This is a genomic window from Kitasatospora sp. NBC_01250 (assembly GCF_036226465.1).
Lineage (GTDB): Bacteria > Actinomycetota > Actinomycetes > Streptomycetales > Streptomycetaceae > Kitasatospora.
Genome location: NZ_CP108476.1, coordinates 74542 through 96482 on the forward strand (window position 1 = coordinate 74542; position 21941 = coordinate 96482).

Consider the following 21941-nt stretch of genomic DNA (forward strand, 5'->3'; position numbering starts at 1 on the left):
CCAGCCCCGCTCCAGCCGCCGCCCTCCCGCGGAGCGGAGCGGAGCGGGGTTTCGGCGGGCCCGGGCGCCCGGGCACTGCCGTGTCCTGGACGGTGCCCCGGGCCAGGCGCTGGATCCGCCCACGAGCGCCGGCTGAACAACCCCGGCAACGTTCGTGGTCAACGCACGAGCTAGAGACGTGTCGCAGTCCGGACAAGGTCGGCGACGGCTCTGGACCGGCTGTGCGGTGGCCAGGCGATCACGGTGGTGACTGTCGGCGCGTCCAGCACGGGCACGGCGGCGAGGTCACCGGGCAGTTGTGCTCGGCACGACTCCGGTGAGACCGCGCACGCGCGGCCGAGCGCGACAAGCTGCAACAACTGTGCGTGGTCGCGGACCTGCGGGCCGGGGCCGGGCGGGTAGGTGCCGTCGGGGTCGGGCCAGCGTGGCAGGGGCAGGTCCGGCAGCCCGGTGATGTCGGCCATCTGCACGTGGGCCCGGACGGTGAGCGGGTGCCCGGCCGGCAGGACCGCGACCTGGCCCTCCGTGCCGAGCACCTCGGTGTCGAAACCGGCCGTCGAGTCGAACGGCCGGTGCAGCAGCGCCACATCGGCCCGGCCTTCGCGCAGGAGTCGTTCCTGTTCGGCCGGACCGCACAGGATGACGTCGACGGGAACCGCGCCGGGTTCGGCGGCGTACGCGTCGAGCAGTCTCGCCAGCAGTTCTCTGGACGCGCTGGCCTTCGTGACGAGGACCAAGCCGGGAGGGCCGGTCACGGAGAGGGCGGCGCGGCGGGTCCGGCGCTCGGCGGCGTCGACCGCGTCGAGCGCCGCCCGGCCCTCGACCAACAGCACCGCGCCGGCCTCGGTCAGCGTGACCGTGCGACTGGTCCGATCCAGCAGCGCTGCCCCGAGCCGGCGTTCGAGCTGCTGGATCGCCCGCGACAAGGGCGGCTGCGCGATCCCGAGCCGCTGCGCGGCGCGCCCGAAGTGCAGCTCTTCAGCGACAGCGACGAAATATCGCAGTTCCCGGGTCTCCATACCGCCACGGTATCCCGGATCAATACCTGGACGGTATCGTTGCCCACCCGATCGGTCTTGGACTCCGCCGGGGCCGGAGAGCAGCATGGTCCCCATGAGCGAACGAACGATTGCGCTGGTCACCGGCGCCAACAAGGGAATCGGCTACGAGATCGCCGCGGGTCTGGGCGCCCTCGGCTGGAGCGTCGGCGTCGGCGCCCGCGACGATGAGCGCCGTAAGGCCGCGGTGGAGCGACTGCGCGCAGCCGGCGCCGACGCGTTCGGCGTCCCCCTGGACGTGACCGACGACGCGAGCGCGACCGCCGCCGCACGGCTGATCGAGGAACAGGCCGGACGCCTCGACGTGCTCGTCAACAACGCCGCCATCACCGGCGGCATGCCCCAGGAACCCACCCGGGTCGATCCCGCCACCATCCGAACGGTCGTGGAGACCAACGTGATCGGCGTCATCCGCGTCACCAACGCGATGCTGCCGCTGCTCCGCCGCTCCGCCTCACCGCGGATCGTGAACATGTCCAGCAGCGTCGGCTCCCTCACCCGGCAGTCAGGACCCGCTGCCGAGCAGACGGCAGGTCCGGTGTCCGTTGCGTACGCACCGTCAAAGACGTTCCTGAACGCCGTCACCCTCCAGTACGTCCGGGAGTTGAGTGGTACGAACATCCTGATCAACGTCGGCTGCCCCGGCTACGTCGCCACCGACCTCAACGGCTTCCGCGGCGTGCGCACCCCCGAACAGGGCGCGGCGATCGCCATCAAGCTCGCGACCCTGCCCGACGACGGCCCGACCGGCCAGTTCTTCGACGACGCCGGCGTCGTTCCCTGGTGATCTGCACGGCGGCGATCACCCACCGGGTGAGGCGGGTTCACCTGCGGGCCTGAACAGGTCCCTCGACTTCGGCGGGCCGTCCCGGCCAACGCTTCGGCGCCCGGGGCAGCACGCCGCACCGCTAAGGACCGCTTGTCGGCGGTGAGTTGGCGGATGCGCTGCTTGAGGGTGGCGTTCTCGGTGGTGATCCGCTGGATGGCCTCCTGGGCCCACTCGCCTTCCCAGTCACGGGCACTCCAGCCACCGCAGGTCTTCGTCATGCTGGAAGTCGGGCACTGATCCTCCGGCCTTGGCCACTGGTCGCGCCGACTGCTGCGGGGCCCTCGGTAGAGTCTGGGCAATGACGGGCAACCGGGGCCGCTGGCCAATGACCGACCAGGATCGTGGCGTCGAGGACGTGACGCTACTCATCCTGGAATGGCTGGGTGAGCAGGGCGTGAATGCCCTGATCAGGGTGGACGCCGAGAGGGTGGCCGACAACGCGCCGGCATGGACGTTCGCCGCCAGTGGGGGCCCCTTGGCGCATGGCCTGCGTGCTGATGGGAGGAGTGTGCAGCAGTGCATGTCCGCCGCCCTGTCCAAGCTGCGCGAGGCGGGGCTGCCGGTTCCGTTTTGATCTTCGTTCGCCACTGATCTTCGATCACCGGCCGCCATGCGGACGGACCAGGTGTCGATGATCAGCAGGGGACGGGTCCTCTGATCGTCGGGCCCGCTCCCGTACCCGGCAGCGCAGCATCTCCTGGGTTCGAGTGTCGACTGAGGTTTTCCCAACGAAATGATCCCGTGAGGTGACTCGGCCCAGGGAGGTCCCGCGAGCCGCGATGCGGCTGCGACGTCCGGCGGTCGTACAGTCGAACCCGTTACCGAGGAGGACTTCTGATGCGCAGTGTGACCTATTCGATGGGCGTCTCACTTGACGGCTACATCGTCGGGCCGGACGGCGGCTTCGACTGGTCGCCGCCCGACGAGGAGGTCTTCCGCTTCTGGATCGACGAGATTCGAGAGGTCGGCGTCCACCTGTTGGGGCGACGGCTGTACGAGACGATGCTGTACTGGGAGACCGCCGACCAGGATCCATCGCTCGACGACTCGATGCGCGAGTGGGCCGCGCTCTGGAAGCCGCTCCCGAAGGTGGTGTTCTCGACCACGCTGTCGGCGGTGCAGGGCCGTGCCCGCCTGGCCTCCGGCAGCGTGGCGGAGGAGGTCGAGCGGTTGCGGGCCGAGCCGGGAGAGGGTGACATCGCGATCGGCGGCGCGACTCTCGCCGCCGAGGCGGCTGCGTCGGATCTGATCGACGAGTACCGGGCCATGGTCCACCCGGTGCTGGTCGGCGGTGGCATTCCGTTCTTTCCCCAGGGCCAGCGCCGGGTGGATCTCGAACTCGTCGAGACCCGCACCTTCAGCTCGAGAGTCGTCTACCTCCGCCACCGCGTGGCGCGTTAGCCGGCTCGCCCACCGAGCCCGCCGAGCCCGCCGAGCCTCGGAAGAACGGGCCGGCCGGTGACGCCCGCAACCACCAGCGGCTTCACATCGGTCACCTGTGTCGCCACGCCCGGCATCTCCCAGGCCGCCGGCTACCGCTACCTCCACGAGGGCATCGACATCTCGCCTGCCAAGCCCCGGACCTGCACGAGGCCCTGGACCGGTGCCGACGCGAGGCCATGACCCACGTGATCCCGGACGGCACCCTGATCGAGCCCGACCGGCTCGCCTGCGTCCGCGACAACGGCAACCGAATCTGGAAATGATCAGTGCGACACGGACTGGTGGCCAGGGCCTCGGGTCACGTCCAGGAAAGAGGTAACGATGCTGGTCGCCCGTTACGACGACTTCGGGTGGGGAGCCCGGTTCGACCCGGAGACCGGTGAGCTCGGCCCCGAGCGAGCCCTCGGGTCCGGGGAGATGCCCCAGGGCCACTACGGCACCTTGAGTGGCCATCGAACAGTGCTGTACCGGGCAGCGGATGTGCTCTGGCTACGGACGGGCGCCCTGCGGGTCGAACTCGATGGCTCCACGAAGATCGAGCATCGGGTCGTCGCCACCACATGCCTCCTGACCATCAGTCACGGGCTGAAGCTTCACCACCCTGCCCCGCAGGAGTGGGATGACCTGGGGAACGACCTGACCCCGTTCGCCGAGGCCGAAGACTTCGACTTCGGCCTCTTCATCGCCAACATTGCTCAGGATCCGGTGCGGGCAGCGCGGATCTACCACTGACCAGCCTTGGTGAGCGTCACATCTGACTGCATATCAGTGCCTCGCCTCGTCCGGTCCGGCATCGGAACAGGTGCGCGCGCCCTTCAGGCGGATGCCCCCGGGACGGGGGATCTCCCCACCCGTCCGGTGATCTGGCCCGGCGTGTCCGATCGGTTCGCACCCAGTGGGCCTGCACGCCTGGGGGCGGTGGGCCGCGGCCGCTGAACCGGGGAGATCGCTGGGTCCTGTCAGCGAGCCGGTGGGGTGAGGATGGTGCGGTCGAACGGGCCAGCATGCGAGGCGGCGTAGGTGACGGCGTCGTTCACGGCGGTGAGGCCGAACGACCGGACCCGTTCGGGGGCGAGGTCCAGCGCGCCCGAGGCGAGGAGCCGGATGATGCCGACGTTCGCCGTACGGGGGTACATCCACTGGCCGCGCACCGTGATCGAGTTGCGCATGATCCATGGGTACGGGAGTGCGAGGTCGTCGCCGCCGAGCATGCCGACGCCGCCCATGAGAACGATGCGGCCGTACTCGCGCACGGTCATGGCCGCCGTGCGCGTCGCCGAGCTGGGCGCGCTCGGCGGGAGCAGGTCGATCACCAGGTCGATCGGGCCGTCGCCCGCCGCGGACATCGCCGCGCGGTCGCCGGCCTCGTCCCCGGTCAGCGGGACCGGGCGCACGCGTGGGCCGAATCGGTCGGCGAGGAGGTCGAGCGCGGCCCGGTTGCGGCCCGGGGCCACCACGCGGCCCGCTCCCATGGCGAGCGCGACCGCGACCGCGCTGCTGCCGAGGTTGCCGGTGGCCCCGCTGACGAGCAGCGTCTCACCGGCGGCGAGCACGCCGGCCAGCAGCCCGCCGTACGGGATGACGTGCACGCCGAGCGCGGCCCAGCGGGCCGGGTCCTCCCCCGCTGCTGCGGGCAGCGGGAAGACGTTCTCCGTCGGGACCCGCATGAGCTCGGCGAACGATCCGTCGTGCAGGTGGCGGGCGAGCCGCGCGCCGCCCTCGCCGCGGGAGCTCCAGCCCTGGAGCGTGATGTCGGGCGTCAGGGCGTCGTCGCGCGAGCGCACGGTGCAGTCGCACCACACCAGGTCGCCGGGGCGCAGCCGGGTGGCGTCCGGGCCCACGTGGACGATCCGTCCCACGCCGCCGATCCCGGGCACGACGGGAGGGACCAGGGGGTAGTTCCGCTTGCCGCTGAAGACCTCGGCCGCGTACGGGGCCACGCAGGTGGCGAGCACCTCGACCACCACCTCGCCGCCGCCGGCCTCGGGGTCGGGCACCTCCCGCACCGTGAGCGGGGCGCCGAACTGCGTCAGAACTGCTGCTCGCACGTGCTGGCCTCCGTGTTCGTCCGTGTTCGTCGCCATCGACACTAGGAGTCCGGCAGGCATGCGGGAAGCGACGATCAAGCATCTGTGGTATGCGTATACCGCATGGACATCTCCAGCACAGGCCTGCGGGTCCTGCGGCAGATCGCCGAGTCCGGCAGCTTCACCGCGGCGGCCACCCGGCTCGGCTACACCCAGTCGGCGGTCTCACGCCAGGCCGCCTCCCTCGAACGAAGCGCGGGCACCGCCCTGTTCGAGCGCCGCCCCGACGGTGTGCGGCTCACCCCCGCGGGTCTGACCCTGCTGCGCCACGCCCGCACGATCCTGGACTGCCTGACGGAGGCCGAGCGCGACCTCACCGGCGCCGTCCCGCGGACCGAACTGGTGCGGCTCGGACTGTTCCTTAGCGCGGGCGCGGCCATCCTGCCTCCCTCGCTCGCCCGCCTTGCGGCGACCGACCCGCAGATCACGGTCACGACCAGCGAGGGCACCACGCCCGCCCTGGTCCGGGCGCTTCGCGCGGGTTCGATCGACCTCGCCGTCCTGACGTCCCGCCCGCCCCACCGGCCCCTGGACGGCGAGTCGCCGCGCCTGCACGTCGAGACCGTGGTGGACACCGAACTCGTCGTGGCGGTGCCTTCGACCGGAGAGTTCGCCGGCCGCACCGCGGTGCACGTCGACGAACTGGTCGACGCGCCGTGGATCGCCACCCCGGCGTCGAACTCCGAGCCGCTGCTCGGCGTCTGGCCCGGCCTGCCCGGACGGCCGCGCATCGTCCACAGTGCGCGTGACTGGCTGACGAAGCTTCAGCTGGTCGCCGGCGGCTTCGGGGTGACAACGGTGCCCACCCGGCTCTCGCCGGTGCTGCCGCCCGGGGTGAGCCTGCTGCACGTCGAAGGCGCAGCTCCCGAGATCCGCCGGGTTCTGGTGGCACGGCTCCCCGGCCGCCCGGCCCCGGCGATCACCGCCGTCACCCGGGCAATCGTCTCGTCCGCCTGATACCCGGTGGCGGTGGCGGTGGGCGAACTGAACCCGGCACGGTCGTCACTGAGGTGCAGGAGCTCGTGTCGGTATGCCGGGACGTGCGGGCATCTCCACCGGTCCACCAGCGGCACCACGCGTGGAGAGGCGGTCCTGGCAGACTGGCACCATGACGGGGAAGCTGATGATCGTGCTCACCGACACTGTGGACGCTTCGGCCGACCGTGTGTTGGACCTCGTTGCACGCCGGTTCGGCGGAGTCGTGGGGCTGGATCCGGCCCGGATCGAGATCGACCGGGAGCACGGGCGCTTCGCCTGTCAGGGCGGCTGGTGGTATCGCGGGGAGTACGAGGTCACCGAGGAGGCCGGGCGCACCCGGGTCACGCATCGAGTCTTCAACGTGGCCGGTCGGGGCAGCAGGTGGGCCGTCCCCTTGGCGAACAAGTTCTTCATCGGCTTCCGCGACCGGACCACGGCGGGCTTCCGCGAGTTGCTGCGCGAGGCCGGCCAGGACTACTGACATCGGCGCTTCACATGTCGGTGGTGGGAGGTCGAGGGAGGGTCCGGTGCCGGTGTAGCGCCTCGGACGCCACCGCAGCGTCGACATCACCTTCGACGCTGCGCTGCCACCGGTGGGGTGGGCGAGGACGGTGCCGGCAGCGTGCCTAGGATGCTCGGATGCACTTCAGCCTGCTGGGCCCGCTCACCGTCCAGGACAGCGCCGGCCTGGCGCTCCCGCTCTCCTCGCCGAAGGCTCGGCTGCTGCTCGCGATGCTCCTCCTGCAGCCCAACGAGGCGGTGTCCCGGGACCGGTTGGTGGCGGCGCTGTGGGGAGAGGATCCGCCCGCGACGGCGAGCACCGCGCTGAACAACCAGGTCGTGCAGGTGCGCCGGGTCCTGGCGGCGGCCTGCGCACCCGGCGAGCCGTCGCGGCTGCGCACCGCCGCGCCCGGCTACCTGCTGGAGGTGCGGGAGGGCGAGCTGGACGCCGAGGTCTTCACCCGCCGGCTCGACACGGCCGGGGCCGCAGCGGCCGACGGGGACTGGGCGAGGGCCGGCGCGGAGGCGGCCGCGGCGCTCGCGCTCTGGCGGGGCACCCCGCTCGTCGACCTGCCCACACTGGCCGACGCGTCGACGGCGCGGATCCACGAGCTCACCCTGTCGCACCAGCAGGCCCTGGAGTGGCACTTCGAGGCGGAACTGCAGCTCGGCCGCCACCAGGGCCTGATCCCCGAACTGACCCGGGCGGCCGCCGAGCACCCGCTGCGCGAGGCGTTCCACCGCCAGCTCATGCTCGCCCTGCACCGCAGCGCGCGGACGGCGGAAGCCCTGGACGTCCACCGCCGACTGCGCGAGGCCCTGGTCGAGGAGCTGGGGCTGGAACCGGGCCGGGCCGTGCAGGCCGCCCACCAGGAAGTCCTCGGCGGTGCCGCCCCGCAACGCGGCGGTCCTCTCGGTCGAGCGGCCGGTGGAGCACCGGCGACCTCCGCCACGGCGATCTCGGGGCTCCCCCGGGACGTGGCCTCCTTCACCGGCCGCTCGGCCGAGCTGCACCACCTGCTCGAGGCCTGCCAGGCCAGCATCACCCACGAGGCCGGCGTCATCGGGATCCACGCGGTGGACGGCATGCCCGGCGTCGGCAAGAGCGCCCTGGCGGTGCACGCCGCGCACCGGCTGGCCGCCGGGTTCCCGGACGGCCAGATCTTCCTGCCGCTGCACGCCCACACGCCCGGGACTCCGGCCGTCGAACCCGCCGACGCGCTGCTCGGCCTGCTGCTGTCGATGGGCATCGGGCCCGGGCAGATACCCGCCGGTCTGGACGCCCGGGCGAGCCTGTGGCGCAGCCGACTGGCCGGCAAGCGGATCCTGCTGGTCCTCGACGACGCCCGCAGCAGCAGGCAGGTCGCTCCGTTGCTGCCCGGCACCCCCGGGAGTCTGGTGCTGGTCACCAGCCGACGGCGGCTGCCCGCGCTGCCGGACGCCGTGCCCGTCACCCTCGACGTGCTGCCGGCGGACGAGGCCGCCGCCCTGTTCATCGCGAAGGCCGGGCGCCCCGAGCTGACGGCCCAGGACGCGGCGGTCCGTGAGCTGGTGCGCCTGTGCGGGTACCTGCCGCTGGCGCTGGCCCTGACCGCGGCCCGGCTGCGCCACCACCAGAGCTGGACGGTGGCCGACCTGCTCGCGGACCTGGGGGCGACCAGCGGCAGGCTGTCCGTCCTGCGCGCCGAGGGCCTGTCGGTGGCCGCCGCCTTCGACCTCTCCTACCGCGACCTGGCCCCCGATCAGCGTGGCCTGCTCCGGAGCCTTGGCCTGCACGTCGGCGACGACATCGACGCCCGGGCCGCGGCCGCCCTCGCCGGCACCGATCTGCGTACGGCCCGCCGGCTGCTGGAGGAGTTGGAGGACCACCACCTGATCGAGGAGCCGGTGCGCGGCCGCTACCGGATGCACGACCTGATCCGCGAGCACGCCCGCGACCTCGCCGAGAACGGGGGCCGGGACGGGGACGGGCACGGGAGCGGAAGCGGAGGCGAGGGGCCGGGCGCACGCGCGGCGGCCGTGGACCGGCTGCTGGACCACTACCTGGCCGGCGCGCAGGCCGCCGACCAGCACATCGCCCGCCACCACCCGGTGCCGCGGGGCTCCCTGGGCGCCCGCCCGGACACCGTCCCGGACTTCGCGGACCTGGCGCAGGCGGACGCCTGGCTCCGGGCGGAGCGCGTCAACCTGCACGCGGCCGTCGAGTACGCCGCCGCCCACGGGCGCCCCGAGCACGCCATCGCCCTGCCAGTGGCGATGCACGAGTTCCTGCGCGGTCAGGGCCGCTGGCACCAGTCGCGCGTGCTGCACGGCATCGCCCTCGAGGTCGCCGACCGCACCGGCGACCGGACCGGGCGGGCGGACGCGCTCACCAATCTGGGCGTACTGGACTCACTGTCCTGCGAGTTGACGCTGGCGGAGGAGCGCTACCGGGAGGCCCTCGCGCTGTACCTGGAGACGGGCGAGGGGCTCGGCGAGGCGCGCGTGCTCGGCCTCCTCGGCGACGTGCTGTACCTCCAGAACCGGTGCGAGGAGTCCGCACGCAGCAACGAGCAGTCGCTCGAACGCTACCGGGCGCTCGGCAACCGGCGGGGTGAGGCCACCGCCGGTCTGAACCTGGGGTACGTCCACTACCTGCTGACCCAGTACGACCAGGCGGTGACGCACCTGCGACCCGCGCTGGAGCTGTTCCGTGTCCTCGGCTACCGGCTCGGGGAGGCCAACAGCCTCAGCGCCCTGTCGGCGGTCCAGGAGATCCTCGGTCAGTACAAGGAGTCCGCCGCCGGCCACCGTGCGGCGTTCGCCCTCTTCCAGGGGCTGGGCAACCGCTTCGGCCAGGCGAACACGCTGTTCAGCCTCGGCACGGTGGAACAGTTCACGGGGCAGTACGCGCTGTCCGCCGAGCATCAGCAGGCGGCCGGGGAGATCTACCGCGAAATGGGCTACCAGAACGGGTTGGCGAACACGCTCATCAACCTGGGCTACGTCCTGCGCGTGACGGGGCGTTACGAGCAGGCCGAGGCCGCGTTGCGCGAGGCGCTGCACCTCGACCGGGAACACGGCCTGGTCCGCGGGGAGTTGAACGCACTGCTGCAGCTGGGCCATCTCCTGCTGGAGACCGGACGCGCCGGGACCGCCGTCGAGTACGCGGAGAAGGCGGTGACCGGTTTCGAGGAGAGCGAGCACAACCTCGGCCACGCCCGGGCACTGGCCTGCCTGGCCCTCGCGCGGCACGCGACGGGTGACCACGCGGGTGCCGCGGACGCGCTGGACCGGGCGCTGCCGGTCTCCCGCGAGCTGGCCGGTCCGGCCGAGGCGGAGGTCCTCAACCAGATCGGCCGGGTGGCGCTGCTGATGGCCCTCGACGGCAGGCCGACGGACGGCGGGCCGACGATCGTCGGTGCGCCGGCCGGTGGGCAGGCCGGGGAAGGGGCCGGGGCAGCGGCCGGGGCCGCCGAGCAGGCGTTGGCTCACCACGAGCGGGCGCTGGAGATCGTCCGGCCCATGGCCTTTCCGCTGCAGCAGGTGCTCGCGCTGGAGGGCATCGGTGCTTGCCTGTGCCACCTCGGCGACGCCGACCGCGGTCACGCCCGGCTGCGCGAGGCCCTGCGGCTCGCCGAACCGCTGGGCACGCCCGATGCCGCCCGGATCCGGGCGCACCTGGAGGGCTGCGACAGCGAACGCGGCTGACCCCTGGTCACCTCCACCGGCTCTGCCTCGCTCAGACGCTGCTTCCCATCTTCTTCTGCGGGTCAACGGCTTGGGATCGATGTGTTCGGGTGGTGCTGAGTGGCGCATCGTCACTCACGGGGGTTGACGCATGCGGAAACCCCCGTATGGTTGACGCATGCGGAAACCTATCCCGAGGGACACGATGGGCCCCATCCCGCCGACAAATCCCGGCGGCCGCCCCGAAGTCGGCCCCAAGATCGATGTTCGCCTCCCGCTCGACACTCTCCGGCGCCTCGACGACCGGGCCGGAGCTGCTGGCAAGTCCCGTGCCGACACCATCCGCACCCTCATCGACGCCGGCCTCGAACACCCTCGCACCCTCGCGGAGCTCGCCGCCGAACGACCCCTCGAACTCGTTGACCAGGTCGTCGACGGCGACCGTCCCCACGGCGTGTCCGTCCATCACAGCGGCCGCACGTTCTGGCTCTCCAGCTGCCCGGACGGATGGATCCTCGCCCACAGCAAGGACACGCACCTCATCGCCGCCCTCCAGGGCGCGGCACTGCTCGCCTTCCAGCGCATCCCCGTCAGCGAAGTGGCTCCCCATCTGCACTCCGACGAGCCCGCCTTCCCCGCCCTGGTCGCCGCCGGACGGGCCATCCTCGACGACATCGACGCACAGGAACGCCTCCTGACGCGGAACCTCAACACCATGCACTGGCCCCCCATGCTCTGAGTGCTCCTCCTCGTGCTCGGCGAGAGAGCAGCAGGTGCACGCACCGCTGCCACCGGGGGGCAAACTCATGCGGCGAGGGCAACCTCTGGCTGCGCGGTTGCCCCGGTGGTGCGCGTGCCTCGGGCGGCCTCACTGCCCGCATGGAGAAGTGGATCAGCGCGGCGGGCTCCCCACCCACACCGCGCGGCACCATGACGGCGATTCTCTTCCTGACTCCGTGACAGACGGCGCGGGTCCTTCCGGGTCCCACCTGACGCCGGCCCCCGTGAGCCAGTAGGGCCCACCAGCAACCGTCGCCGCCGCCGCCACCGGTTCTCACCGGCCCGATCCGCAGGGGCCGACGGGCGGGTCCGACCCGAGCGACCGGGTGATCAGCGACCGGGTCCGGCGAGCAGGGGCGGCGGCGCCATCCGGCGACCGATCCCGATCGCCGGATGGCGCTGACTTGTTCAGGGATCCCTGATGGCCGATCATGATGATCAACCCTTGCCGTTACCCGGTCCTGTTGCCTGCGCCTCGGACCCGACACCGGAGTTGCGTTTTGAAGAGTCTGCACCGCAAGGTCGCCATCGTCACCGGGGCGACAAGCGGCATTGGAGCCCGTATTGCGGAGGTGTTCGCCGCCGAGGGCGCCCACGTCGTCCTCGCCGGGCGCCGCGAGCGGGAGGGACAGCAGCGGGCCGCGGCACTGGGCGAGTCGGCGACCTTCGTGCGCTGCGACGTGTCGGTGGAGGCGGACGTGGAGGCACTGGTCGCCCACGCCGTCGAGCGCTACGGGCGGCTCGACATCATGGTCAACAATGCAGGCGGGCCAGGGAACATGGCGTCGGTCACCGACTTCGACCCGGCCGTGTTCGCACGGACGCTGGCGGTCCATGTCACGGGCGTCATGCTGGGCATCAAGCACGCCGGACGGCAGATGGCCGCCCAGCGCTCGGGAAGCATCATCAATGTGGCGAGCCTGGCGGGAAAGATCGCCGGCTGGTCCGGCCTGGACTACTCGACCGCCAAGGCCGCGGTGCTCCACCTGACCCGGTGCGCGGCGGTGGACCTGGGTGAGCACGAGGTTCGCGTGAACAGCGTGTCCCCCGGTTTCGTGCCGACCGGCATCTTCGCCAAGGGCGCCGGAGCCGACGCATCGGCTGCTGACGCCACGGCCGCTTCGGTAGCCGAGGCGTTCAAGCCACTGCTGGACTCCAGCCAACCGATCCCCGGCACCGTCCGGACCGACGACGTGGCCGCTGCGGCACTGTGGTTCGCCGGCGACGCCAGCCGTCTGGTCACCGGGCAGGACCTCGCGGTCGACGGTGGCATGACGGCCGGGCGCCCCGCCGCCGTCTCGCGAGCCGAACGGACCCGCGTGCGCGACACACTCTCCTCCTGACCCCGAGGGAGCACACCGACAACCCACCGGGATCGTCGCGCGGTTGGCCGAGTCCGGCTCGTAGGCGGGGGGCGGGAGTGGGGGCGGCAGGAACCAGGCCGCAGCAGCGGCCCTCCCCGGCGAACGCCGCCCGGCCACCGCATCGGCTACTGCGCCGCCTCCGCCCCCACCGGGGAGCGTCGGGCGAAGGCCGGGGCGTGTTCCGGTCGCGGCCCCACGGCGATCAGCCGCGAGACGAGGTGGCGGAAGGCGGGCAGGTGGCGGGCGGCCAGGACCACCGGGCCGGGCGCGGTAGTACGGCTGCCCCGCAGCACCGGGACGAAGAAGGACTGCTGCAGCATCAGCTGCAGCCGCTGCATGATCATCATCGGTCCCCGGCGCCGGCGCTGGACCCTGGCCAGGTCGGCGGTGGTCAGCCGGCCGCGTCGCAGCGGCTCGGCGAGCAGGGCGGCCGTTGCAACGGCGTCCTGGATCGCGAGGTTGATCCCCACTCCGCCGGCCGGGGACATCGCGTGCGCGGCGTCGCCGATGAGCAGCAGGCCGTCGGTGTACCAGCGGCGCAGCCGGTTGAGCCGGACCTCCAGCAGGTGGACGTCGTCCATGCTCGACAGGTGGTCGACCCGGTCCGCGAAGCGGGGCATCAACTCGGCGATCCGCGCCCGGAACCGTTCGATGCCTTCGGCGCGCAGGCGGGCGTCGGAGCCCTTCGCGGTGGAGTAGGAGATCTGGAAGTAGTCGTTCCTGGTGAGGCTCAGCGCGAAGGCTCCGGTCCCGAAGGAGGGGATCAGCCTGCTCTCCTCGGCCTGCTCCTCGGGGTGCCTGGGCAGCCGCAGCCACCAGGTGTCGAAGGGGACCGGGAGCTCCTCCGGCACCAGGCCGGCGTCCTGCCGCAGCGCGGAGTGGCGGCCGTCGGCGGCGACGGTGAGGTCGGCCCGGAGCTCGCCCTCCTCTCCGTCGCGGGTGCGGTAGCGGACGCCGACGACCTTGCCGCCCTGCCGGAGCAGTCCGGTCGCCTCGGTGTTCATCCGCAGGGTGAAGGCGGGTTCGCGGCGGGCCGTTTCGGCGAGGAGGTTGAGCAGGTCCCACTGCGGGACCATCGCGATGTAGTTGTACGGCGCGGGCAGGCGCGCGAAGTCGGTCATCCGCACGCGTCGGCCGTCCGAGACGGGCAGCTCCATGTCGCCGAGCCTGCTCTGCGGCAGCGCGGCGAACTCCCGGCCCAGGCCGAGTTCGTCCATTAAGCGCACGGTGGAGGCGTGGACGGTGTCGCCGCGGAAGTCGCGCAGGAAGTCGGCGTGCTTCTCCAGCACCGTGACCTCGACGTGGGCCCGTGCCAGCAGCAGGCCCAGCATCATGCCGGCCGGTCCACCCCCCGAGATGACGACAGTCATGGCTCCCTCCCATCGTTTGCGAGTGCATCGGTCCAGGAGCGGGATTCCGCCTGGAACTTTCTTAGACAGTGTCTCTGGAACAGTGTCAGGCGTCAAGCAGTACCATGGTCCACATGTCGAAGCATGATCAGCTGCAGGACCTGGTGGCCGCCGCCCTCGCGGAGGCGCGCAAGCGCGGCACGGACGTCGCGGACCTCCCGCTGACGGCGATCGCCACGGCCGCCGGAGTCTCGCGCAGCACGCTGCTGCGCAGGCTCGGCGGCTCCCGGGGCGCGCTGGACGAGGCGGTGCGACAGTCCGGCGTCGATCCTGGCGGCCGGCCGCCGGTGCGCGAGCGCGCGATCGAGGCGACGGCCCACCTGGCGGCCGAGCTCGGCCTGGGCGCGGTGACCCTGGACGCCGTCGCGGAGCGGGCCGGGTGCTCACTGCCCAGCCTGCACACGGTGTTCGAGGGCCGGGACGGCCTGCTCGCGGCGGTCTACGAGCGGTTCGGCCCCCTGACCGAGCTGGAAGCGCTCGCCGCCGACCCGCCCGAGCAGCTGGAGGACACCGTGCGGGAGCTCTGCCGCGCGGTGGTCACGGCGTTCCAGCGTGAGCCCCGGGTCATCCCGGCCCTCTTCGCGGACCTCTTCAGCCGGCCGGACGGACCCGCCGCCCACGCCATGCGGGGCTACTACCCGCGCCTGTACCACTGCCTCGACCGGCTGCTGCTCCCCCACGTGACGGCGGGCCGGCTGCGCGAGATGCCGCTGCCGCTCCTGACGCACCTGCTGCTGGGACCGATCCTCGCCCACCTGCTGCTGCGGCCCGTCATCGGACCCACCATGGGCAGCGACCTGCCGCCGGTGGAGGAGGTCTGCGAACTCTTCACCGAGACCTACCTGCGCGCCCTCGCGCAGGTGCAGTAGCGCCCGGGCGCGGCGGGCCCCGCCCACCCGGCGTTCTGCCGCTGCGGCCCGTGCCGAGGCGGGCACCGGCGCCGGATCGGACACACCGCCGCGAAGGCCGCGTTCGCCGACAGCAGGGCGCGTGGTGCACGGCGCGCGCCCCCTGACGGGCGGCGCACTGCTTGCGGGCCCATGGCGGGCCGGTCGACGAGGCACGACCGAGGGGTCGCCGGGGCCACCGTCAGCCACCTGTGCCCGGCCGGGCCTGCACCCCTCACGGCGGCCTGCGCCCTTCACCGCCCACTGAAACCGACCTGCCACGGGGGGTAGCACCTGCAGCGCCAGCGGGCGTGTCCTTCACCGCCTACTTGCCTGAGGGGAAAGTGAGCGCTACTTTCCCCATAGGAAAGTCATCGCCGAGGGGAGAAGAGCATGAGTACGCCCAGCCCCGCCGAGGCCCGCGAAGCGCTGGCCCGTGTCCGCGAGGTCCGACTCGACGCCGCCCAATCGCTGCGCACGCCCTGGTGGCTGTGGGCGGCGGCCGGCGCTGTCGTGGCCCCGGTCCTCGCCGCCAACGACTTCGGCTCCGCCGCCGTGGTGGTCGCAAATCTCGGCTTCGGTGCCCTGGCCGTCGCCTGGGTCGTCGCCGGGCGGCGCAGCCCGCGCGTGGCCGCTGCCTCCGGCACCCTGCACCGCAGTGCCCTTCCCGGGTACGCCTGGCTGCCCGTCGTACTGGTGGGCCTCATCGTTGTCGTCGTCGAGCACTTCGCCGGCCCCGCCGTCTACCGCATGCTGACCGGCTCCGGCATGCCCGCCTGGATCCGCGAGCACCCGTACACCACCGTGGCGCTTCCGTACGCCCTCCTCAGCGTTGCCGTGGGCCTGCTGATCAGCGCGGTACTGCGGCGGCTGGCCCGCCGCGCGGCGACCCGATGAGCGCGACCGGACCGGCCGCCGGCATCGTCCCCGGCTTGGATCAGCTCCTCCTGGATCCGACCAGGTTGACCATCGTCTCGCTGGTGTCCGCGACCACCTGGTGCGAGTTCGCCTTCGTCCGCGACCATGCCGGGCTGAGCGACTCGGCGCTGTCCAAGCAGCTCACCACGCTCAGCGGCGCCGACCTCGTCGAGATCCGCAAGGGCTACGTCGGAAAGCGGCGCTGCACCTGGGTGCGGGCCACCGCCGGCGGCCGGGACCGGCTGCGCGCACACGTGGCCGCGCTCCAGCAGATAGCAGACCGCGCCGAGCAGGCCGCCGCGAACCACCCCGACGACGACGCCGACACGGGCGTGGGCCCCGGTGCCGACCCGCAGTGACCCCATGCCGCCCGACCCTCATCGCCGCGCTCCGCCTCGCCCGCTCCGCCGCCCGGCTGCGCTCCGCCGCCTCGGCGGCCTGAGCCCCGGCGCCCAGCGGCACCCGGCGCGCGCCGCCCGGGACCGGGACCCCGCAGGTGGACACACCGGCAGCGTCCCGGGCGCGCTGAACGCCGCCGATCAATGCACCCGGGAACCGCATCCGCGTACAGGCGAGCTACCGGACCGCCGCACCCGGACGTCAACCCTGCAGAGCGGCCGTCCACCGTGCAGCGCCACAACCGAGGCCGCAGGTCGACCCGGCGTCGCTCACCGCTGCCCGGAGCGGTTCGGCTGCCGTGCACGCTCGTGAGCCGTCCGCCCCGCGCCGTTGGCAGCGGCGCGAGTTGCCGTCGGGCGCGGCAGGCACGCAGGTCGCGCAGGTGAGGCCGATGCCCCGGGCCGCACCCCGGGGAGCGGCTGCGCATCCGGCCGGACGTCGACCCCCGGACACACCCTCACTCCATGTCAGGAGAGGTGGAACAACCAACCATGGCCTACGTGAGCTCCACGACCGCAGTGGGGCAGCGGATCGCCCTCTGGACCGCACCCGAGGAGGTGGCCGCACGGCTCGGCGGCGACGAGTTCGTGGTCCTCGCACGGCGGGACCCACACCTGCAGGACCGGCTGACCGCGCTGCGCACCACCATCTGCGCTCCCGTCACCCACCAGGGCGTGTCCCTCACGGTCGGGGCGTCGCTGGGAACGGCCCGGGTGACACGATCCCACGACCTGTCCGCGGCACTGGGCCGGGCGGACCAGAAGATGTACGAGGTCAAGGGCCGAGGCCGCCGAGGCCGTACCAAGAGGACCGACACCTACCGGTGGCAGCGGCGCCACCACGAGGAGGGCATCGCCTGCTCCGCCGTCCACCGCTTCCTCAAGCGGCTGGGCCTGAGCCAGCCGGGCCTGAGCCGGCTGCACTCCTCCCGGCGCCACCAGCGCCACGACAGGCGCCACCCCCGCTACGACAAGCAACTGCCCGGCAGCCCGGCGCTCGACGACCTGGGGACCATCGGCGCCTGAGCCGCCCGGCAGATCGATCGGTGGCGGCGAGGGACCCGGCCCGGGGCCGGCGCGCAGTGATCCGTTGACGGACCGTCAGCGGCAGGCGTGGCCGAGGGCGCGGTGGCTCCTCCACACCGCCACGTCGCACACGCGCAGCGCGCTGACCGTCCGTGGCAGACCCGCGGCCTGCCTCAGGTCGAGCAGGCTCTGGTACAGCGAACCGTCGTCCTCGGACAACGCGGTCCGAAGGGACAGCCAGAAGGACGGCGGGCGGCCCAGCGCGCACCGCACCACTCGGTCGTAGACCGGGAGCAGGCGCGGACGCTTCCGGGCCAGCAGCTTCCCTGCGATGACCCATCCGACATCGGGCCGGTCACGAAGCAGGTGCCAGGCCCGGTCCGCCGGTGAACCGGGGGCCAGGTCGGACGGATCGGTTCCGGTCATCTCCTGCTCCCTTGGAATGGCCCGCAGCAGAGCGGACAGCCGCACGCCGAGGGAACCCTCCAGGAGGTCGAGCGCGACCGGCGCCGGAACGGTGACGGACAGGGTCTGCACCGCGACCAGGTCCTCCGCCGTGATCCGGTCGGCGGTCCCGGGCCGGTCTCCCCCGCCGCCCAGGTGCTCGAACCGGCTGCCCGTGAACGGTGCCGCGCCCGGTGGCAGGCCGACCCCGAAGTACCGGCGCAGGTCGTCCACGACGCGATCGGCGCCGAGCAGCACACGCAGCCGCTGCCCCAGCGGGGACAGCGACGCGACGGAGAAACCGGCGGGAGAGGCCACGGGGTGTCCGTCCTTCGTCGTCGAGGGGCCGCACGGCCCGCGGGCCCCAGGCTATCCGCCGGGCGGCCGTGCTGAGCGGCCGTCAGCCGGCGGCGGAGTTCCCGGCCGAAGCCCCGGTCACCGGCCGGCGGATCCCGGCCCCCGGGCCGGGCGGGGTGTACGGCAACGGCCGCACTCACCCATGCCGTTCAGGAATTCGCGTGGCGATCGCGAAAGACGCCCGCCGGACCGTGCCCGGACCCGATACTGCGGACATGACAAAGTTTCCCGCCCGTCATGTCACCCCGTCACCGAAGAGGACGCGAGCCGTCAGGCGTGCCGCGGCAGTCGCGTCCGCCCTGCTGCTGGGCGCCGGGCTCGCGCCGGCGGCCTCCGCCGCAACGCCCAGCGCGGGCAGCTCGGATGCGGAGCAGCTCAGCACGTACTGGACCGCGGCCCGGATGACGGCCGCGCTGCCCGACCGGACCGAACCCGCCGCAGTGGCCGCGGCGCCCGCATCGGACGGGCCGCAGCCCGGCGAGTTCATCCCTCCGAGCAGGAGCTTCGACGGCATCCCGCAAGCCGGCACGTTCTTCTGGACCGACGCCGGCGGCACCGGCCGCACCTGCAGCGGCTCCGTGGTCCGCAGCCCCGGACACGACCTGGTGCTGAGCGCCGGACACTGCCTCACGGGATCCTCCGGCGCCTCCCCCAAGCGGCACCTGGGATTCGTTCCGCAGTACCACGACGGGCTCACGCCGCTCGGCATCTTCCCGGTCAAGGACGACGGCGTCTACATCTCGCAGGAGTACTACGACCAGGGTGAGCACGCCGGGGCCGCGTACGACTTCGCCTTCGCGGTGACCGAGCCCAACCAGGACGGCGTACGCATCCAGGACGCGGCCGGCTCAGTCGAGTTGCTCACCGGCACCGGCTACCAGCACGCTCCGGTACGGATGATCGGGTACCCGGCCGGCGCGCAGAAGCCCCTGGAGTGCCTGAGCTGGACCACCCGGTGGGTCAGCGACGACCCCGCGGATCCCGGCACCTTCGAACGCATCGCGTGCGACGGCTTCGTGGGCGGGACTTCGGGCGGCCCCATGCTGGTGCCGTGGCCGGGCGGATGGGCGGTGGTCGGACTCATCGGCGGCTACCACACCGGCGGCAACACCCCCCAGGTGTCCTACAGCGCCTACTTCGGCTCTGCCACCCGGGCCCTGTACGAAGCCGCGACCACCGGCGCACCCCCGGCGGGCCCGACCTCCTGAGCCCCACCCGGGCATCCCCGGCGGTCCGCCACCGGAATCGCGGAGCACGGTGGGAGGCCGACCCGTACGGGCCGGCCTCCCACCGTCTCGCATCAGCTGGACGGCGCCCCGGCGATCACGGACTGCGTCCGCCGGCGCATTCTCGCCACCGGGCGCGGGCAACAGGAGCAGGAGTGGCAGAGATCCGGGTCGTCAGATCCTTGCCGCACCGCTCTTCTTGAAGCCCCTCGTGGCCGGTTGACGCACCAATTCGATGGCGCAGTCAGCGCTTTCTTCTCCGACGCCGACGCGATACCGACCGGCACCCGAGCGGCGCACCCGATGCGGCGTGTGGAGCGGGCGCCCCTGGGACCGGCCGCAAGGCTCCCGACCAGCCCTGAGCTGACGCTTCGTCACTGTCGCGGGCGGACGGCCAGAACCGGAATCTAACTTCCTGTGAGTTTGCTGTCAAACCCTGAGAGAATCCTGTCCACTTCCCGCCATTTTCATGTTCTGCCCATGACAGGCAGGGGCTCCGGGCCCTACGGTGAGCAGCGCTCCGACTGACGTCGCGTCAACCGGAGCGAACGAACCCCCACTTTTCGCTCACCGTACCGAGCCGCCCCCACACGCGGCGCGGTGCGGCATGCCGGCAATCCAACAGCCGGCGCCCCCACAAGGAGCTCATCAATGCGTTCCCGCATAGCCATCGGCATCGCCGGCACCCTGGCACTGTCGTCCTGCCTGGCCCTGGCCGGCACCGCCACCGCCGTGACCCCCAACGCGCGGCCGGCCGGACACCACGTCCACCACAAGCACTTCGCCACCGGCCTCGACCTGACGGCTCTCAAGGCCCACCAGCACATGATGCGCCCCGCTACGGCCACCGCCCAGAGCCTGAGCGCGATCGCGCCGTTCGCCCGCTCGGGCGCCGCGCCCGCCAGCGCCGACCTGACCCAGTACGCGCTCTCCCCCGGCGACCAGGGCCAGGTCGGCTCCTGCGTCACCTGGGCCACCGGCTACACCGGCTACGGCGTCCTGATGAACGAGCAGGGCATCAGTGGCGCACCGATGGCCCCGATGTACATCTACTCGCAGATCGCCCAGGGCAACGACACCGGTACCTACGCGAGCGTCGCGCTGCCGATGGAGCAGCAGCAGGGCATCGACACCCAGTCCGACTACTGGCAGGGCACCACCGACTTCACCACCCAGCCGGATGCCAACGAGACGGCCAACGCGGCCAATTACAAGCTCTCGGGCTTCGTCGAGCTGCCCACCAGTGGCGACGCGGCACGCACCGCGATCGAGGACGCGATCTCCCAGGGCGAGCCGGTGCCGATCGGCTTCTCGGTCCAGCAGAGCTTCATGGACCTCAACTCCCAGACGGCGTCGGACTACAGCTACACGCCCGGCGACACCAGCAGCGACCCGGTGGTCGGCGGCCACGAGATCACCATCGTCGCCTACAACGACCAGGGTGTGACGATCGAGAACAGCTGGGGCACCAGCAGCTGGGGCAACGGCGGCTTCGCCAACCTCCCGTGGAGCTTCTTCAACGCGGGCGTGGTCGACGAGGCCCACGCCATGGGCAAGCTCGTCGCCTGACGCACCCGCGGGTCTGCCCCACCACCCACGCGGTGGGACAGACCCGCGGGTTCCCGGGTGAAGCGGGCCGCTGAAGTTCCCCGGCGTGCCGCACACCCGGGATGCAGGCGGTCACCCCGAGAGGGGTGAACCAGCCGACGACGTGCAGCGTGGTGATGAAGCCGGCCGGCGCCGTGGCCAGGTGGACAGTTCCTCCGCCTGGCCACGGTGCCGGCCGGCTTCAGCCGCAGGGTGCTCGGCTGGTCGGTCACCGACCACATGCATGGACTTCTTCGTCAGCACTGCCCAGACTCGGCCCGGACGCCGCTTCTTCCTCCGCCCATCATGTGCCGGTCGGTCTAGGCTCGGCTCCGTGACAACGACCTATCTGCTGGACGGGACCCGGATCCACACCCTCGAAGACTTCTGGTCCGAGATCGGTGCGGCCGTGAACGGGCCGGGCGGCTACTTCGGGCGAAACCTCGATGCGTTCGCGGACTGCCTCTTCGGGGGGTTCGGCACCCCCGATGACGGTGACTTCCGCATCGAGTGGCGTGACCACCAGGTCTCCCGAGGTGCCCTGGGGTACGCGGAGACGGCCCGCCAGCTGGAACTGCGCCTGGCCCGCTGTCATCCCTCGAACCGCCCGCAGGTCGCCGACGAACTGCGGGCCGCCAGGGCCGGACAAGGCCCGACCGTATTCGACTGGCTGGTCCAGATCATCGAGGACCACGCCCCCAGCGCCCTCCAACTGCGCTGACCTGCGGCCGCGGCGGCGGACCGGGCGCCGACTTCCGGCCCTCACGCTGCACCGTGCAGGTGTATTTCGCGTATCTGAAAGGTCCACCCCCCTCGTTCACCTCACATGACCGGACACAGAAGTCTGCGGCGCCTGGCCGCCGCCCCCTGTTCCTGACGGCCATCGTCGCTCCCACCGCGTCCCCGTCAAGCGCCGCGGCGCCCGCAGCCCACCCGGCACAGCGGGCGGTCCGTGACCTCCTCGAACCCCGGCTGCCCGT

Annotated in this window: 20 protein-coding genes and 1 pseudogene; 17 read left to right on the forward strand and 4 right to left on the reverse strand. The window is 72.3% G+C overall.

Annotated elements, in window-relative coordinates:
- Window positions 1-170: 170 nt before the first annotated feature.
- Window positions 171-1019, reverse strand: coding sequence for a LysR family transcriptional regulator (locus OG500_RS00345; RefSeq protein ID WP_329587337.1), 849 nt, complete (start codon window positions 1017-1019; stop codon window positions 171-173).
- 94 nt (window positions 1020-1113) lie between these two features.
- Between OG500_RS00345 and OG500_RS00350 the strand changes: the two genes are divergently transcribed.
- The 5 genes and pseudogenes from OG500_RS00350 to OG500_RS00370 all read left to right on the forward strand — a co-directional run bounded on the left by OG500_RS00350 (window position 1114) and on the right by OG500_RS00370 (window position 4062).
- On the forward strand, window positions 1114-1845 hold the full coding sequence (locus OG500_RS00350; RefSeq protein ID WP_327064299.1) for an SDR family NAD(P)-dependent oxidoreductase: 732 nt from the start codon (window positions 1114-1116) through the stop codon (window positions 1843-1845).
- A gap of 340 nt (window positions 1846-2185) precedes the next feature.
- A complete protein-coding gene (locus OG500_RS00355; protein ID WP_329575094.1) occupies window positions 2186-2461 on the forward strand; it encodes a hypothetical protein in 276 nt (91 codons plus the stop codon).
- A 263-nt stretch (window positions 2462-2724) separates the two neighbouring features.
- Complete coding sequence (locus OG500_RS00360; RefSeq protein ID WP_329575097.1) at window positions 2725-3288, forward strand: dihydrofolate reductase family protein; 564 nt, start codon at window positions 2725-2727, stop codon at window positions 3286-3288.
- A gap of 111 nt (window positions 3289-3399) precedes the next feature.
- Window positions 3400-3554: pseudogene (locus OG500_RS00365) on the forward strand (IS5/IS1182 family transposase); the annotation flags it as partial.
- 97 nt (window positions 3555-3651) lie between these two features.
- Entirely contained in the window at window positions 3652-4062 is a 411-nt protein-coding gene (locus OG500_RS00370; protein WP_329575099.1) for a hypothetical protein, read from the forward strand.
- 227 nt (window positions 4063-4289) lie between these two features.
- On the opposite strand, the gene OG500_RS00375 is transcribed toward OG500_RS00370, so the two are convergent.
- Window positions 4290-5378, reverse strand: a complete 1089-nt coding sequence (locus OG500_RS00375) for an alcohol dehydrogenase catalytic domain-containing protein (RefSeq protein WP_329575102.1) — start codon at window positions 5376-5378, stop codon at window positions 4290-4292.
- Between the two features lie 102 nt (window positions 5379-5480).
- Between OG500_RS00375 and OG500_RS00380 the strand changes: the two genes are divergently transcribed.
- The 5 genes from OG500_RS00380 (at window position 5481) to OG500_RS00400 (ending at window position 12688) form a co-directional block, all read left to right on the forward strand.
- Window positions 5481-6374 carry a LysR family transcriptional regulator gene (locus tag OG500_RS00380; RefSeq protein WP_329575105.1) on the forward strand — a complete coding sequence of 298 codons (894 nt, stop codon included), beginning with the start codon at window positions 5481-5483 and terminating at the stop codon, window positions 6372-6374.
- A gap of 151 nt (window positions 6375-6525) precedes the next feature.
- Window positions 6526-6876: a hypothetical protein gene (locus OG500_RS00385; RefSeq protein WP_329575108.1), complete on the forward strand. Its 351-nt coding sequence runs from the start codon at window positions 6526-6528 to the stop codon at window positions 6874-6876.
- Between the two features lie 158 nt (window positions 6877-7034).
- On the forward strand, window positions 7035-10586 hold the full coding sequence (locus OG500_RS00390) for an AfsR/SARP family transcriptional regulator (protein WP_329575111.1): 3552 nt from the start codon (window positions 7035-7037) through the stop codon (window positions 10584-10586).
- A 184-nt stretch (window positions 10587-10770) separates the two neighbouring features.
- Window positions 10771-11304 (forward strand): hypothetical protein, encoded by a 534-nt coding sequence (locus tag OG500_RS00395; RefSeq protein ID WP_329575114.1) that lies wholly within the window; start codon window positions 10771-10773, stop codon window positions 11302-11304.
- 472 nt (window positions 11305-11776) lie between these two features.
- Complete coding sequence (locus OG500_RS00400; protein ID WP_327064308.1) at window positions 11777-12688, forward strand: SDR family NAD(P)-dependent oxidoreductase; 912 nt, start codon at window positions 11777-11779, stop codon at window positions 12686-12688.
- A 146-nt stretch (window positions 12689-12834) separates the two neighbouring features.
- Here the strand turns inward: OG500_RS00400 and OG500_RS00405 are convergent, their stop codons facing one another.
- Window positions 12835-14079: an FAD-dependent oxidoreductase gene (locus OG500_RS00405; RefSeq protein WP_329575118.1), complete on the reverse strand. Its 1245-nt coding sequence runs from the start codon at window positions 14077-14079 to the stop codon at window positions 12835-12837.
- Between the two features lie 113 nt (window positions 14080-14192).
- On the opposite strand from OG500_RS00405, the gene OG500_RS00410 reads away from it, so the two are divergent.
- The 4 genes from OG500_RS00410 to OG500_RS00425 all read left to right on the forward strand — a co-directional run bounded on the left by OG500_RS00410 (window position 14193) and on the right by OG500_RS00425 (window position 17347).
- Complete coding sequence (locus OG500_RS00410; protein WP_329575121.1) at window positions 14193-14987, forward strand: TetR/AcrR family transcriptional regulator; 795 nt, start codon at window positions 14193-14195, stop codon at window positions 14985-14987.
- Window positions 14988-15398: 411 nt separating this feature from the next.
- On the forward strand, window positions 15399-15902 hold the full coding sequence (locus OG500_RS00415; RefSeq protein WP_327064311.1) for a hypothetical protein: 504 nt from the start codon (window positions 15399-15401) through the stop codon (window positions 15900-15902).
- A gap of 35 nt (window positions 15903-15937) precedes the next feature.
- Entirely contained in the window at window positions 15938-16282 is a 345-nt protein-coding gene (locus OG500_RS00420; RefSeq protein WP_327064312.1) for a transcriptional regulator, read from the forward strand.
- A gap of 540 nt (window positions 16283-16822) precedes the next feature.
- Window positions 16823-17347 carry a diguanylate cyclase domain-containing protein gene (locus OG500_RS00425; protein WP_329575124.1) on the forward strand — a complete coding sequence of 175 codons (525 nt, stop codon included), beginning with the start codon at window positions 16823-16825 and terminating at the stop codon, window positions 17345-17347.
- 75 nt (window positions 17348-17422) lie between these two features.
- Here OG500_RS00425 and OG500_RS00430 read toward each other — a convergent pair whose 3' ends face one another.
- Window positions 17423-18109, reverse strand: a complete 687-nt coding sequence (locus tag OG500_RS00430) for a DUF6308 family protein (RefSeq protein WP_329575128.1) — start codon at window positions 18107-18109, stop codon at window positions 17423-17425.
- A 254-nt stretch (window positions 18110-18363) separates the two neighbouring features.
- Between OG500_RS00430 and OG500_RS00435 the strand changes: the two genes are divergently transcribed.
- The 3 genes from OG500_RS00435 to OG500_RS00445 all read left to right on the forward strand — a co-directional run bounded on the left by OG500_RS00435 (window position 18364) and on the right by OG500_RS00445 (window position 21682).
- The gene (locus OG500_RS00435; RefSeq protein ID WP_327064315.1) at window positions 18364-19356 is read left to right on the forward strand and encodes a trypsin-like serine peptidase; all 993 of its coding nucleotides are present in this window, start codon (window positions 18364-18366) and stop codon (window positions 19354-19356) included.
- Window positions 19357-20025: 669 nt separating this feature from the next.
- Window positions 20026-20943: a C1 family peptidase gene (locus tag OG500_RS00440; protein ID WP_327064316.1), complete on the forward strand. Its 918-nt coding sequence runs from the start codon at window positions 20026-20028 to the stop codon at window positions 20941-20943.
- A 352-nt stretch (window positions 20944-21295) separates the two neighbouring features.
- Window positions 21296-21682: a barstar family protein gene (locus tag OG500_RS00445; RefSeq protein ID WP_327064317.1), complete on the forward strand. Its 387-nt coding sequence runs from the start codon at window positions 21296-21298 to the stop codon at window positions 21680-21682.
- Window positions 21683-21941 lie beyond the last annotated feature (259 nt).

Bases quoted from the DNA above. Each gene is read 5' to 3' on its own strand.
- OG500_RS00345 (WP_329587337.1), bottom strand. From the start codon at position 1,019: ATGGAGACCCGGGAACTGCGATATTTCGTCGCTGTCGCTGAAGAGCTG.
- OG500_RS00390 (WP_329575111.1), top strand. From the start codon at position 7,035: ATGCACTTCAGCCTGCTGGGCCCGCTCACCGTCCAGGACAGCGCCGGC.
- OG500_RS00385 (WP_329575108.1), top strand. From the start codon at position 6,526: ATGACGGGGAAGCTGATGATCGTGCTCACCGACACTGTGGACGCTTCG.
- OG500_RS00395 (WP_329575114.1), top strand. From the start codon at position 10,771: ATGGGCCCCATCCCGCCGACAAATCCCGGCGGCCGCCCCGAAGTCGGC.
- OG500_RS00440 (WP_327064316.1), top strand. From the start codon at position 20,026: ATGCGTTCCCGCATAGCCATCGGCATCGCCGGCACCCTGGCACTGTCG.
- OG500_RS00400 (WP_327064308.1), top strand. From the start codon at position 11,777: ATGATGATCAACCCTTGCCGTTACCCGGTCCTGTTGCCTGCGCCTCGG.
- OG500_RS00435 (WP_327064315.1), top strand. From the start codon at position 18,364: ATGACAAAGTTTCCCGCCCGTCATGTCACCCCGTCACCGAAGAGGACG.
- OG500_RS00380 (WP_329575105.1), top strand. From the start codon at position 5,481: ATGGACATCTCCAGCACAGGCCTGCGGGTCCTGCGGCAGATCGCCGAG.
- OG500_RS00370 (WP_329575099.1), top strand. From the start codon at position 3,652: ATGCTGGTCGCCCGTTACGACGACTTCGGGTGGGGAGCCCGGTTCGAC.
- OG500_RS00360 (WP_329575097.1), top strand. From the start codon at position 2,725: ATGCGCAGTGTGACCTATTCGATGGGCGTCTCACTTGACGGCTACATC.
- OG500_RS00415 (WP_327064311.1), top strand. From the start codon at position 15,399: ATGAGTACGCCCAGCCCCGCCGAGGCCCGCGAAGCGCTGGCCCGTGTC.
- OG500_RS00350 (WP_327064299.1), top strand. From the start codon at position 1,114: ATGAGCGAACGAACGATTGCGCTGGTCACCGGCGCCAACAAGGGAATC.
- OG500_RS00355 (WP_329575094.1), top strand. From the start codon at position 2,186: ATGACGGGCAACCGGGGCCGCTGGCCAATGACCGACCAGGATCGTGGC.
- OG500_RS00410 (WP_329575121.1), top strand. From the start codon at position 14,193: ATGTCGAAGCATGATCAGCTGCAGGACCTGGTGGCCGCCGCCCTCGCG.
- OG500_RS00405 (WP_329575118.1), bottom strand. From the start codon at position 14,079: ATGACTGTCGTCATCTCGGGGGGTGGACCGGCCGGCATGATGCTGGGC.